11 protein-coding genes are annotated in these 13,549 nt (G+C 52.7%); 3 read left to right on the plus strand and 8 right to left on the minus strand.

Going from position 1 to position 13,549, the window contains the following annotated elements:
• Positions 1–15: 15 nt before the first annotated feature.
• The 8 genes from G9C99_RS02755 to G9C99_RS02790 form a co-directional block, all read right to left on the minus strand.
• A complete protein-coding gene (locus tag G9C99_RS02755; RefSeq protein ID WP_166415909.1) occupies positions 16–870 on the minus strand; it encodes a hydroxymethylglutaryl-CoA lyase in 855 nt (284 codons plus the stop codon).
• Complete coding sequence (locus tag G9C99_RS02760; RefSeq protein ID WP_166415910.1) at positions 863–1,525, minus strand: glutathione S-transferase family protein; 663 nt, start codon at positions 1,523–1,525, stop codon at positions 863–865. The genes G9C99_RS02755 and G9C99_RS02760 overlap by 8 nt, the downstream gene beginning before the upstream one ends.
• Entirely contained in the window at positions 1,522–3,462 is a 1,941-nt protein-coding gene (locus G9C99_RS02765) for an acetyl-CoA carboxylase biotin carboxylase subunit (protein ID WP_166415911.1), read from the minus strand. The genes G9C99_RS02760 and G9C99_RS02765 overlap by 4 nt, the downstream gene beginning before the upstream one ends.
• A gap of 13 nt (positions 3,463–3,475) precedes the next feature.
• Positions 3,476–4,453, minus strand: coding sequence for an NAD(P)H-dependent flavin oxidoreductase (locus tag G9C99_RS02770; protein WP_166415912.1), 978 nt, complete (start codon positions 4,451–4,453; stop codon positions 3,476–3,478).
• Between the two features lie 177 nt (positions 4,454–4,630).
• A complete protein-coding gene (locus tag G9C99_RS02775; RefSeq protein ID WP_166415913.1) occupies positions 4,631–6,235 on the minus strand; it encodes a carboxyl transferase domain-containing protein in 1,605 nt (534 codons plus the stop codon).
• A 64-nt stretch (positions 6,236–6,299) separates the two neighbouring features.
• Positions 6,300–7,463 (minus strand): isovaleryl-CoA dehydrogenase, encoded by a 1,164-nt coding sequence (locus G9C99_RS02780; protein ID WP_166415914.1) that lies wholly within the window; start codon positions 7,461–7,463, stop codon positions 6,300–6,302.
• A gap of 151 nt (positions 7,464–7,614) precedes the next feature.
• The gene (locus G9C99_RS02785) at positions 7,615–8,820 is read right to left on the minus strand and encodes a DegT/DnrJ/EryC1/StrS family aminotransferase (RefSeq protein WP_166415915.1); all 1,206 of its coding nucleotides are present in this window, start codon (positions 8,818–8,820) and stop codon (positions 7,615–7,617) included.
• A gap of 11 nt (positions 8,821–8,831) precedes the next feature.
• Positions 8,832–9,500, minus strand: a complete 669-nt coding sequence (locus tag G9C99_RS02790) for an HAD-IA family hydrolase (RefSeq protein WP_166415916.1) — start codon at positions 9,498–9,500, stop codon at positions 8,832–8,834.
• A 123-nt stretch (positions 9,501–9,623) separates the two neighbouring features.
• Here G9C99_RS02790 and glmU point away from each other — a divergent pair, with 123 nt between their 5' ends.
• The 3 genes from glmU to G9C99_RS02805 are packed head-to-tail and all read left to right on the plus strand — an operon-like array spanning position 9,624 to position 13,473.
• The gene (gene glmU / locus G9C99_RS02795; RefSeq protein ID WP_166415917.1) at positions 9,624–10,976 is read left to right on the plus strand and encodes a bifunctional UDP-N-acetylglucosamine diphosphorylase/glucosamine-1-phosphate N-acetyltransferase GlmU; all 1,353 of its coding nucleotides are present in this window, start codon (positions 9,624–9,626) and stop codon (positions 10,974–10,976) included.
• Positions 10,977–10,978: 2 nt separating this feature from the next.
• The gene (gene glmS, locus G9C99_RS02800; protein ID WP_166415918.1) at positions 10,979–12,802 is read left to right on the plus strand and encodes a glutamine--fructose-6-phosphate transaminase (isomerizing); all 1,824 of its coding nucleotides are present in this window, start codon (positions 10,979–10,981) and stop codon (positions 12,800–12,802) included.
• Positions 12,799–13,473: a DNA alkylation repair protein gene (locus G9C99_RS02805; protein ID WP_166415919.1), complete on the plus strand. Its 675-nt coding sequence runs from the start codon at positions 12,799–12,801 to the stop codon at positions 13,471–13,473. Before glmS ends, G9C99_RS02805 begins: the two co-directional genes overlap by 4 nt.
• Positions 13,474–13,549: the final 76 nt, after the last annotated feature.

The following is a 13,549-nucleotide window of genomic DNA, read 5'->3' on the forward strand; positions in this document are numbered from 1 at the left end:
CAGATGTCCTTTGCCTTAGGCGCTGCGCATTCCGCGCGCCATTTCCGCTGCGCGGTTCACAACGGTCATATCTAATCCGGTGCTATAACCAAGCCGCTCAACATGCGCTGCGACCTCTTCCGTGGCGACATTTCCCGCCGCACCCGGTGCATAGGGGCAGCCCCCTAGACCACCAACAGCGGCATCAAAGACTCTAAGCCCTAACGCCAAAGACGCATCAATATTATCAAGCGCACGCCCCGCCGTATCATGATAATGCCCAGCCAAGCGATGCGCCGGGATTTCTTTCAGAACTGCAATCAACATCTTTGAAATGCTGTCAGGGGTACCCTGCCCCAACGTGTCCCCCAACGACACCTCGTAACAGCCCATCGCAAAAAGCTCTGCTGCGATCTCGGCCACCTTGTCTGGGGATGTCGGCCCATCAAACGGGCAATCGGTGACACAGGACACATATCCGCGCACTGGCATATCAATATGACGCGCCTTTTCCATAATAGGCGCGAATTTCTCAAGGCTCTCAGCGATGCTCATATTTAGGTTCGCTTTGGAAAACCCTTCGGATGCAGAGCCAAAGATAGCAATTTCGCTGGCATCGGCTTCAACAGCGCGCACATATCCCTTTAGGTTTGGTGTCAATGCACCATAGCTGATATTAGGTCTACGCGTTATCCCGCTAAACACCTCATCGCTGTCCGCCATCTGCGGCACCCATTTTGGTGAAACAAATGACCCTACCTCGATCCGTCGAAATCCCGCGTCAGACAATAAATCCACCAGTGCAACCTTTTGCGCTGTGGAAATGTTGCCTTTTTCGTTCTGTAGCCCATCGCGTGGACCCATTTCAAAGATTTCAACAGTTTCAGTCATTCGGCACCTCATAAAAATCTTGTTTGTAAATTACCTCTGCCCCCACAGGAGGCAAAGCCGCCCCAAACGAAGAACGCGCCTGGAACCGTTCCCAGTAGGCGCTGGTCAAGGGCAATGCGTCAAGCTTTACAAAATGTGTCCCGGCATAAATCCCATAGGCAACTGCACAATCCACTGCGCTAAAACCGCTTTTCAGCAGCCAGTCCCGCCCGTCGGACAGTTGGGCCTCAATCCGCTTTAGCGTATTGGCAAGCCGCGCCGCCTCCAGCTTCATGACTGTTGGGGAGCGCATCCAAGCCTCATATAACATAATGTGACTCTGGGTCAGGTTGGCGCAATGCTGCCCAATGGTTTCGGCGTAATGCAACCAATCAAGCCATTCGATACGTTCAGCATCACCGAAACTCCGCCCCAATCCCGCGTTGGGAAAGCGTTCGCACAGCACTTCAACCATCGCCCCACTTTCAACCAATGAGATCCCGTCGATCTCTAACGCTGGCACGCGCCCAGCCGGTGAAAGACCGCGAAACGCCTCTGTGCGCATCGACTTATCAAAAAAGTTGTGACTGATCAGCTCATAGGCAACACCGAGTTCCTCAAGCAGCCAAATGATCCGCATAGACCGCGCATCCGGTGCGTGGTGCAGCCTGATCATGCGTCCTCCTCCAATTGGATAAGTGCGGCACCTGCCTCTACCTGCGCGCCTTCGCTGGTCAAAACTTCGGCGACAACCCCATCGCGTGCCGCTAATAAAGAGTGTTCCATCTTCATCGCCTCAAGAACCGCAAGCCGATCACCCTCTTTCACGCTTTGACCCACCTCAGCAAACACCGCTTTGACCAAACCCGGCATCGGCGCCTCAATCAAATTACTATTACCACCTTTAGACGATTGCTGGTCCAGCGGATCATAACCTTCGAAATGGTAGGAGTTGCCGAAAAAGACGCTTACGTTTCCAGCCAAACACACAACTTTTGCCCGCGTCTTTGCGCCATCGACAAACCATACAGATCCTGTGCGTTCCAACGCATGGACCGTTTCGCCGATTTCCACGGTAAACGATGTCGGTGATTGCGCCACGATCCGCGCCTCTAACATGTCCCCCCTATATACATAGGAAGCTGTCTGCGGCGGGCTCCCCCAAAGGGAAAATCCGGTATCGGGGGCATTTTCGCCCGATAACCGGGCAAAGCCTAACGCCGCCAAAGCCCGCGTTTTGCTGCACGCAATCGGATCGACCGCCAAAACGTCTAAATCGCGATCAATCAGCCCCGTATCCATATCACCCGCTGCAAACACCTCATGACGGGTCAGCGCCTTCAAAAACGCGAGATTGGTCACAGACCCCGCAACTTCCGTTGCACTTAGCGCGTTTTCCAGTTTGCTCAGTGCTTCGCGGCGTGTCGCGCCATGGACAATCACCTTTGCAATCATCGGATCATAGAACGGAGAAATTGTATCACCTGCTCGAACGCCGCTGTCTGCGCGTGCATCATCTGGAAACGCGAGATGAGTCAAAGTTCCCGTCGCTGGCAAAAACCCCTTTGGCACATCTTCCGCATACAACCGCGCCTCAAACGCATGACCGTTGATGCTGAGATCCTTCTGCTCCAATGGCAACGGCCCACCAGAAGCCACACGCAATTGCCACTCAACCAGATCAACGCCAGTGATCGCCTCAGTCACCGGATGTTCGACCTGTAATCGTGTGTTCATTTCCATGAACCAAAATCCATCTGCGCGCAGTCCCCCAGAACCATCCACAATGAATTCAACCGTACCCGCCCCAGCATAGCCAATCGCCTCTGCCGCTTTGACGCCAGCCTGCCCCATGGCATCGCGCACGGCATCCGTCATGCCCGGCGCCGGGGCCTCTTCGATCACCTTTTGGTGGCGACGCTGCAAAGAACAATCACGCTCAAACAAATGAACGGCCTGCGTGCCATCCCCAAAAACCTGCACCTCAATATGACGCGGAGATGTAATGAATTTCTCGATCAGGCAATCCGCATTGCCAAAGGCTGTCTGCGCTTCGCCCTGCGCGCTGATCAATGCTGTCGCGAAATCCTCAGCACGTTCGACAAGGCGCATACCTTTGCCGCCACCACCTGCGACCGCTTTGATCAACACAGGGTAGCCAATTTTATCCGCCTCGGCGGCTAAAAATGCAGGGTCCTGATTACGACCATGATATCCCGGCACAACGGGAACGCCTGCCTTTATCATCAATGCCTTAGCCGCGTCTTTTAAACCCATTGCACGAATGGCGGTGGCGGACGGCCCGATAAAGATCAGCCCCGCTGCTGCAACACTTTCAACAAAGTCAGGATTTTCAGACAAGAACCCATAGCCCGGATGTATCCCCTCGGCCCCAGTCTCCAGCGCCGCCTGAATAATCACATCCCCACGCAGGTAACTTTCCGCTGGGGCCGAACCACCGATATGCACGGCTTCATCCGCCATTTCGACATGTTTCGCACCTGCATCAGCGTCCGAATATACGGCCACAGTGCGCACCCCCAATCGCCGCGCTGTTTCCATCACACGACAGGCAATTTCACCGCGATTTGCAATCAGGATTTTACGAAACATTCTCTGTCACCTTCTATTCGAACCGCCAACTGGCGTTTTGGCCGCGCAGCAATGCTTCGCCATCGCGTGCCATTTCTGTTAATATCTCAGCAGCGGGGGGCCGATTATTGATCAGCCCTGCGGCCTCACCCACAAAGGTATTGGCGACATGCACGTCCCCTGCCTCCCAAGCCTCGCGCCAACGCACGGCTTCGACCTCAGAATGCGCAATCAAGCCATCTAAATTTCCGTGCCATTGATCGGTAAATGCGTTTTTCAGCACCCGCGCTGTATAGCGTTCCGGCCACTTCAATTTACGGGCAACATCCATCACGGATGAGCGGATCGTGTCATCACCCGTTGCCGCAATCGCGGCTTCAACCATGTTCGGGTGCACTAAAGATTCCTCTGACGCCCAAAAACGTGACCCAACCAACACACCGTCAGCCCCAAGCATCAAAGCCGCCGCCAAACCGCGTCCATCCGCGACGCCCCCTGCGGCAACCAGCAATACATCGGGCGCATTATTGGCCAACCAATTGCCAATTTCCGGTACCAACGTAAACGTTGCGCGGTCCTCGCCATGACCGCCCGCTTCGGCACCTTGGGCGACAATCACATCGGCCCCTGCCTCAACCGCGATGCGCGCATCCTGAATGGTTTGGACCTGCGCAATCACCGGAATGCCAGCGGCATGGATCACCTCGACATAAGGCGCGACGGACCCAAATGACAAAAAGATTGCTTGTGGTGCCCGCGCGATCACCTGATCCAGCACTTCGGGATGTTCGCGTAGTTTCCATGTGATAAAACCGCAGCCAACAGCCGCATTGCCCGCCTCAGCAAATTCGGCGTCGATCCAGCTTGCATCACCGTATCCACCACCGATCAAACCCAAGCCACCAGCGCGCCCCACCGCAGAGGCCAACCGCCCCCCCGCCGCAAGCGCCATAGGTGCCGAAATAATCGGTGCCTTTAGGTTAAACTTATCCGTCAATCGCGTCTTGATCATCTACAGCATCCCAATTTGCACATGCCGCACAGCGCGACACATGTTATTGTGTAGATCATAACTGGTTTTCCCATACTCGGGTCCAATCGCAATCTCGTGACCGTCACACACCAAAGGTTGCCATATGTTAAGCACCTCGGGGGTACATATAAATTTCAGCGTTTTCAGCATCCTAATTCACATCCGAAACACGCCAAATTTCGTCTCTTCAATCGGAGCGCAAAGCGCCGCAGACAAAGACAAAGCCAGCACATCACGGCTTTTGCGTGGATCAATAATCCCGTCATCCCAAAGTCGCGCAGAGGCGTAGAGCGGATGACTTTGCTCTTCGAACATATCGATCGTTGGTTGTTTAAACGCCGCTTCTTCCTCAGCGCTCCATGTGCCACCCTGACGTTCGATCCCGTCCCGTTTCACCGTTGCCAAGACCCCTGCGGCCTGCTCACCGCCCATCACAGAAATACGCGAATTCGGCCAAGACCACATGAACCTTGGCTGATATGCCCTTCCAGACATTCCATAATTTCCAGCCCCAAAAGAGCCGCCAACAACCATGGTGATCTTGGGAACATTCGTAGTCGCAACCGCTGTGACCATCTTAGCGCCGTGACGAGCAATGCCTTCGTTTTCATATTTACGGCCAACCATAAACCCGGTGATATTCTGTAAAAACACCAAAGGAATATTACGCTGGCTGCACAGTTCAACAAAGTGCGCGCCCTTTTGTGCGGCCTCAGAAAACAACACCCCATTATTGGCAACAATGCCAATTGGGCAGCCCTTTAGATGGGCAAAACCACATACAAGTGTCTCCCCAAACCTTTGTTTAAATTCATCAAAGCGTGATCCATCAACAACCCGCGCAATCACTTCGCGGATATCATATGGCGTGCGCAAATCAGTTGGTACCACACCCAAAATTTCCTCAGGGTCATACAGGGGTTCTTCGGGGGTAGCCCAATTTACGGTCGTCGGTTTCGTGCGATTAAAGCTTTGCACCGCGCGTCGAGCCAAAGCGAGCGCATGCGTGTCATCTTCAGCCAAGTAATCCGCAACGCCGGACAAACGCGTATGCACATCCCCGCCACCCAAATCTTCGGACGTTACAACCTCACCCGTCGCAGCCTTCACCAATGGCGGACCCGCGAGGAAAATTGTGCCTTGCTCTTTCACGATAATTGTCACATCCGACATCGCGGGCACATACGCGCCCCCGGCAGTGCATGACCCCATCACAACAGCAATTTGCGGAATGCCTTTGGCGCTCATGCGGGCTTGGTTATAGAAAATCCGGCCAAAGTGATCCCGATCTGGAAACACTTCGTCTTGATTGGGTAAATTCGCCCCACCACTATCAACGAGGTAAATGCACGGTAGATGATTTTCCTCAGCGATCTCTTGGGCGCGCAGATGTTTTTTAACCGTCATCGGGTAATAGGTACCCCCTTTGACCGTTGCATCGTTGCAAACAACCATAACCTCTTGATTATGAACGCGACCAATGCCTGCAATGACGCCTGCGCACGGGGCGGCACCGCCATACAAACCATGCGCTGCTGTTGCACCAACTTCCAAAAACGGGGAACCCGGATCAAGCAAATTTGCAACCCGTTCACGCGGCAACATTTTCCCGCGTGACAGATGCCGATCGCGCGATCTAACGCCGCCACCTGCCGCCGCCAAAGCCGCAGCCTCCGCTGCTGTCGCAATCATTTCCTGATGCAGCGTAACATTCTCTTTAAACGTCTCAGATGATGGCAGAGCCTTTGATGTTAACTTCATGATTTTGCCTCGATGAAAATACGCTGAAGATGCAAACTAAGATAGAAAGCTCTTTTCAATCCAATCACTCCATCGCCCCCATCAATTCGCGTCCAATCAACATGCGGCGGATTTCAGAGGTGCCCGCACCAATTTCCATCAATTTGGCATCGCGCATCAAACGGCTCACGGCGCTGTCATTCATATAACCCGCCCCGCCCATCGCTTGCACAGCTTGGTGGGCTTGAACCATGGCCTGCTCAGATGCATAAAGTACACAAGCCGCCGCATCTTGGCGGGTGACTTGGCCACGATCACAGGCCTTTGCCACTTCGTAAACATATGCACGCGCTGAATTCATTCCGGTGTACATATCTGCGATCTTTCCCTGCATCAGCTGAAACGATCCGATCGGTTTACCGAACTGTTTTCGCTCAACCATGTAGGGCATGATTTCATCCATGCAGGCCGCCATGATCCCCGTGCCAATGCCTGACAACACAACACGTTCGTAATCAAGGCCAGACATCAAAACGCGCACGCCTTTGCCCTCTTCCCCGAGAACATTCTCGAAAGGAACTTCGACGTTGTCAAAGACAAGCTCAGCCGTGTTTGACCCCCGCATCCCCATTTTATCGAAATGCTTTGATGTGGAAAAACCAACCATCTCTTTTTCAATAATAAAGGCCGTCATACCTTTTGACCCAGCCTCGGGGTCGGTCTTTGCGTAGACGATCAACGTATCTGCATCCGGACCATTGGTGATCCAATATTTGGTGCCGTTGAGCGTGTAGTACCCGTTTTTCTTTTCGGCGCGCAGCTTCATACCAACGACATCGGATCCTGCCCCCGCCTCAGACATGGCCAAGGCACCCACATGTTCACCAGAAACGAGTTTGGTCAGATATTTTTGCTTTTGCGCCTCAGAGCCGTTTAACTTCATTTGATTGACGCACAGATTTGAATGCGCTCCATAGGATAAAGAAACGGAGGCAGACGCCCGCGCGATTTCTTCAACAGCGATGACATGGGCCAAATACCCCATTCCAGCTCCGCCGTACTCCTCGCTGACGGTAATACCAAGTAATCCGAGTTCACCCATCTCCCGCCAAAGTTCGGCAGGAAACTCATTCTGCGCATCGATCTCAGCAGCCATAGGTTTTATACGATCTTGCGCCCAGCGATGCACCATATCGCGCAACGCATTTACGTCTTCTCCAAGATCAAAAGTCATTGACGCGGCAAACATGAGCGCACTCCCGGTGAATTTATTGAACACTTGTTCATTTAATATCTCAAAACTTCGATTCGGTTCAAGCCCCGTTCCCCAGATATAGAAATGACGTGGGGTTCAACGCACCTCGACCACTTAGCTCTGTGGGTGAGATGCATTGAGAGTTTTAGTCGGATTGCGCCCGAAAAACAGCACTGACTTCGTCTCGGATGATACTGCCAATCAATGCGTAATCTTCCAAACTGAATGTCAAAGGCAATCGCATATCGATCACGCCCTTCAGCACCCGGTCCGATTTTGGCATGGGTTCAGACGGGGCATAGCGCCAGCTATCGTAGCGCGATGTGAAGGCAACAGGCTCTGCACCACCGAACCATTTCAATTCCACACCGCGTGCGGCGCAGCGTGAAATTACATCGTCAATTGCCTCCTCGGACCAATCCAACAACAAGAACTGAAAAGACGATGCTACATAGGCTTCAGCCTCGGGTCGTTCAATCAATGTCATTCCGGGCGTAGACGCCAAGACTTCTTCGACCGCACGGTAGCGTTCGTTCCACGCATTGCAGGCCTTATCCAATTCTCGCACTTGAGGACGTAAGATTGCAGCGCGCAGATTATCCATGCGCCCCGAAATATTCGGCGTGACGTACCGAATATCCTTGAACGCATCGACCGGCGGGGCCGCTTTGTGGCGCGCATATAACATATAGCTGCCCGACATAATCGTGGATCGGGCCATTAAATCAGCGTCGTCCGAAATTAGAAAACCACCTTCGCCAGAATTCACATGCTTATAGGTTTGTGTCGAATAGCAGGCCATAGCCCCATGACGCCCTGATAGAACGCCATTCCAACACGCGCCCATAGTGTGGGCGCAATCCTCAATAACAATAACGTTTGCAGCATTACAAATGCCCATCAAGGCGTCCATATCACAAATATGGCCACGCATATGCGACAACAGTAGAACCTTTGCCCCGGTCTGTGCGATTTTCGCTTCCAAATCCTCTAGGTCAATCACCAACCCTTCGGTCACGCCTACAAATGTTGGCACGCCACCGACGGAGGCAATTGCGCCGGGAACGGGTGCCAGCGTAAACGCATTGGTCAAAACCTTATCACCAGGGGCGACACCAACAGCGCGCAGCGCCGTCGCAATCGCATATCCACCAGACGCCACGGCTAAACAGTACTTAACACCCATGTACTCAGCAAATTCTTGCTCTAGCAGCGCCGTTTCGCCATCTTCGCCTTCTAATACGTTGTAGCGATGAATACGGCCATTGCGCAGAATTTTTACTGCAGCTTCGATGCCTTCCTCTGAAATCGGTTCTTGTTGTGTAAAACTTCCCGAAAATGCACTCGACATTGCTACTTCCTCTATCCGATTAACTGCTGAACTGCCGCGTCAAGATCATCAAAATGATCCAAAAATGCCTCAGGGGCCAAATCACACACCGCATCCAACCCTTGTGGGCCAAACGTTACCAAGAGTGATGGAACGTTTGCTGCGCGCGCTGTGTCTCGGTCCGTTTTTGTATCACCAACCAAAAGCGACGCATGGCCTTCACCGCCTGCAGCTTTGACAGCCGCGAAATATGGATCAGGCGAAGGTTTTCGCGTTGGCAGCGTATCCGCGCCAATCAATGCTCCAAAAAGATCCCGCACGCCGAGGCGAGTCATAAGCTCCTGCGCCAAACCTTCGGGTTTATTCGTACATATGGCTGTTTTATATCCAGCAGCGAGCAAACGCTCAACAGCTGCTACAGCCCCCGGATACATAACGGTATGCCGATCGATATCTTTGGCATACGCCTTGAGCAACAAAGGATACTGAGCGTCGATCTTAGTCGGATCAGCCACACCTTCTGCACGTTCGAACCCGAGGGTCAACATTGCACGCCCACCACGCAACGCGGTTCCTTGATCTTTAGCAGGGTCCAGCAAGTCCCCCATACCCAGATCTCTAAAACAGGTATTTGCAGCGGCTATTAGATCGCCACTCGTGTCTGCAAGCGTCCCATCCAAATCAAAAACGACAGTCTTCATACGGCCCTCAGCGGATTGTCGCCAAATTATTGCAATATGGCGTAAATTGTTTTGAAGGGACTTCCCCTTGCGAAACTTACAAACTCCGATAAAACGGCGCCCGACAGAATGAAAGAGATTTCTATGACCACTTCTTTAATTATCCTTGCGGCGGGCAAAGGCACACGCATGAATTCAGAGCTTCCCAAAGTGCTCCATCCATTAGGTGGCGCTCCCTTGGTTGCGCACGCCATCCAATCGGGCGCGTCGGTTTCACCTGAACGTATTGTTGTTGTTGCAGGGCATGGTGCCGAGGCCGTTGAAAAGGCCGCACAAGACTACCACCCCGATTTAACTATGGTTCGCCAAATAGAACAACTGGGCACAGGGCACGCCGTATTGCAGGCAAAAGACGCTCTCTCTGATTTTGACGGAGACGCCATTGTTTTGTTTGGGGACACGCCCTTTATCAGTCCTGACACCATCGAAGAGATGATCGCAGCACGTGCTAAACACGCGGTTGTCGTTCTCGGGTTCGAAGCAGCTGATCCTAAACGTTATGGCCGTTTGGTCATGTCTGGCGACAGCCTAGACCGCATTGTTGAATTTAAAGACGCCAGCGAAGCTGAGCGCGCAATCACTTTGTGCAATGGCGGCGTTGTTGCGGCCAAGGCTTCTGTCTTGTTTGATTTGCTGTCTCAGGTCACCAACGATAATGCCAGCGAAGAATACTACCTGACCGACATCGTTTCGATCGCACGTGATCAAGGGCTTTCAGCGACGGCAGTAATTTGCGCCGAAAGTGAAACTCAAGGGATCAACACCCGTGCTGACCTTGCGAAGGCGGAACTGACGCTACAAACGCAAAAACGGTCTGAAGCGCTGGAAAACGGCGTGACATTGATCGCACCAGAAACCGTGTTCTTTTCTTATGACACAGTCATTGGCCGCGATACCGTTGTTGAACCCAACGTCGTTTTTGGCCCGGATGTCACTGTTGAATCCAACGTTACCTTGCGCGCCTTCAGCCATCTTGAAGGCTGTCACGTGTCTCAGCGTTCGATTGTCGGCCCCTATGCGCGTTTACGTCCGGGGTCTGAACTGTCAGAAGACAGTAAAATTGGTAACTTTGTCGAGCTTAAGAATGCCACACTGGGCGAAGGGGCCAAGGTAAACCATCTGTCCTATGTCGGTGATGCAACTATCGGGGCAAATGCCAACATTGGTGCAGGTACTGTGACCTGCAATTATGATGGCGTAATGAAACATAAAACTGTTATCGGTGAACGTGCCTTTATCGGATCAAGTACAATGCTGGTCGCACCGGTCACTGTGGGACGCGACGCCATGACGGCAAGTGGGTCTGTTATTACCAACGACGTGCCCGCCGAAGCCCTGGCCATCGGCCGCGCGCGCCAAGAAAACAAAGCCGGGCTAGCCGCTAAACTATTTGATCGACTAATTAGCATTAAAGCAAAACGCAAAAAGGATATTTAAGTATGTGTGGAATTGTAGGGGTCTTAGGCACCCATGAAGTTTCTCCAATCATTCTTGAGGCACTAAAGCGCCTTGAGTATCGCGGCTATGATAGCGCGGGTATTGCAACCGTTGACCAAGGAAATCTAGACCGCCGTCGTGCCGTTGGTAAGTTGATCAATCTGTCGGATTTTTTAGTCCACAACCCGCTTCCTGGTCATTCAGGCATCGGACACACACGTTGGGCCACGCATGGCGAACCAAGTGTTGTAAACGCTCATCCACATCAGGCGGGCACGGTGGCTGTGGTCCATAACGGGATCATCGAAAACTTCAAAGCACTGCGCGAAGAACTGGCGCAGCATGGGATCGGGTTTGAAACCGAAACCGACACTGAGACAGTTGCATTGTTGACCAAACATTATTTGGACGATGGCATGTCTCCGCGTGACGCAGCCGAGAAAACCATCAGCCGCCTCGAAGGCGCATTTGCGCTTTGTTTCCTTTTTGATGGCGAAGAGGATCTGCTCATCGCTGCGCGCAAAGGCTCTCCTCTTGCGATTGGTCACGGCGACGGCGAAATGTTTGTTGGCTCCGACGCGATCGCACTTGCTCCCATGACAAACAAAGTCACTTATCTGGACGAAGGTGACTGGGCGGTTGTGACACGCGCTGGGGCTGAAATCATTGACAAAAACGGCAATCGCGCAAACCGCGACATGAAAGAGATCAACATTGAGGCCACCCAGGTCGAAAAAGGTGGTCACAAGCACTTCATGTCCAAAGAGATCGCAGAACAGCCAACTGTTCTGGGCCAAGCGATCAACCACTACTTAAACACCGAAGGCACGGCGATTACGCTACCTGAGGGAACGCCTGATTTTGCGAAGATCGAGCGCATAACTATGGTCGCCTGCGGAACGGCCTATTTGGCCTGCCTCACGGCGAAATATTGGTTTGAACAGGTCGCACGCATCCCGGTTGAAGTGGATATCGCATCAGAATTTCGCTACCGTGAGCCTCCGATCCCAGCAAACACATTGGCAATTTTTGTAAGCCAATCAGGCGAAACAGCTGATACTCTAGCAGCCCTGCGCTACGTGACAGAACAAGGCGCGCAAACCGCGGCTGTCGTCAATGTTCCGGAAAGTTCAATTGCCCGCGAAAGCGATCTCACGCTTCCAATTTTAGCGGGTGCTGAAATCGGTGTAGCCTCAACCAAAGCGTTCACCTGTCAGCTGCATGTTCTTGCCCTGATGGCCCTAAAAGCAGCACGTGATCGTCAAATCATCGACAACAGCGAACTGCATCGCAATTTGGTAAACCTGCGCAATCTGCCCGGATTGTTGAATGTCGCGATTGGGCGTGGTGACGCCGTTAAAAAGATCGCAAAGAAGCTTTCTGAATCTCAGGACGTGTTGTTTCTGGGTCGTGGACCGATGTTTGCGCTTGCGCTTGAGGGCGCTCTAAAGCTTAAAGAAATCAGCTATATACACGCTGAAGGTTATGCATCTGGTGAATTGAAGCACGGCCCAATTGCGTTAATCGACAAACACATGCCTGTTGTTGTGTTTGCGCCTTCTGACAGCTTGTTTGATAAAACAGTTTCTAACATGCAAGAAGTCATGGCACGCGGCGGAAAGATCATTCTGATCACCGATGCAGCCGGCGCAAAAGAAGCAGGTGAAGACGTGTGGCAGACAATCGTTATGCCTGAGGTCGATGATTTTCTTGCACCTATCTTATATGCGGTACCGGCCCAACAGTTGGCCTATTTCACCGCTATTGCAAAGGGAACAGACGTGGATCAGCCCCGCAATCTAGCTAAGTCAGTGACCGTTGAATGACCCCAGAATTGGCCCTAGCGGCACTGCATGAACGCGCAGTGCCCAAAAAGGCGGAAGAAATGGCCGCCTACCACAAAGCCAAACGCGTCTACCTCGGGGTGTCGAACCCTGAGATTGACGCGCTGCAAAAAGAATGGCGCAAAGAGTTAGATGTCGAGGGGCGCGTTGAGTTAGCCCGCGATCTATGGGCAAGCGACATACACGAAGCCCGCGTTCTTGCCGCCAAACTGATCACTCAGGCGCGGTTACGTCCGGATGATGGTGCATGGGAACTGATCCAATCATGGGTTGGTGACTTTGATGGCTGGGCCATTGCAGATCACGCCTGCAAAGCTGGTGAAAAGCGCCTTCAATCTGATGTTTCACGCATTGAAACGGTTGAGGCCTGGACAACATCAGATCACATGTGGACGCGCCGCGCCGCATTGGTGATCACCCTCCCTTGGACCAAACAAAATCACCCAAAACCCGAAGAACTAGAGATACGAGATCGTGTTTTGGGCTGGGCTGCGGGCTATGTTCCGGACCGCCAATGGTTCATTCAAAAGGCAATTGCTTGGTGGCTCCGAGAGCTGTCAAAACATGACAAGCCAAGAGTCGAAGCATTCCTTGATGAACACGGTGAACAGATGAAGCCGTTCGCCAGAAAAGAAGCCGCAAAGTATCTCTGAGCTTAGCGGTTGCGTCACACGCGCCTCAAATTGCGGCATTCCCTTAACAAACACAGGCTATTGATTGCAAGGCCTT

Source organism: Cochlodiniinecator piscidefendens (assembly GCF_011326755.1).
Classification (GTDB): Bacteria; Pseudomonadota; Alphaproteobacteria; order Rhodobacterales; family Rhodobacteraceae; genus Cochlodiniinecator; species Cochlodiniinecator piscidefendens.